Source organism: Sedimentibacter sp. B4 (assembly GCF_000309315.1).
In the GTDB taxonomy this organism is placed as follows: Bacteria; Bacillota; Clostridia; order Tissierellales; family Sedimentibacteraceae; genus Sedimentibacter; species Sedimentibacter saalensis.
This window is the reverse complement of sequence record NZ_CANG01000060.1, coordinates 1-248: the sequence shown is the minus strand read 5'-3', so window position 1 is coordinate 248 and position 248 is coordinate 1. Positions and strand designations below refer to the sequence as shown.

General features: G+C 68.5%; 1 pseudogene. It reads left to right on the top strand.

Annotated features, from left to right (window positions below):
- Positions 1-248: pseudogene (locus BN358_RS25330) on the top strand (glucose-6-phosphate dehydrogenase); the annotation flags it as partial.

The window sequence follows — 248 nt, the reverse complement described above, 5'->3', positions numbered from 1 at the left end:
GTCCGCTCGCTCGGCACGAACGCGCTCGTCCTGCGGATCCAGCCCGACGAGGGCATCACGCTCCGCTTCGGCGCCAAGGTGCCGGCCACCCCCGATGGAGTTGCGCGATGTGAACATGGACTTCGGCTACGGCACCTCCTTCGCGGAGACCAGCCCCGAGGCGTACGAGCGGCTACTGCTCGATGTTCTGCTGGGCTCCGAACCGCTGTTCCCGCAGCCGGCCGAAGTCGAGCTGGCCTGGCAGATCC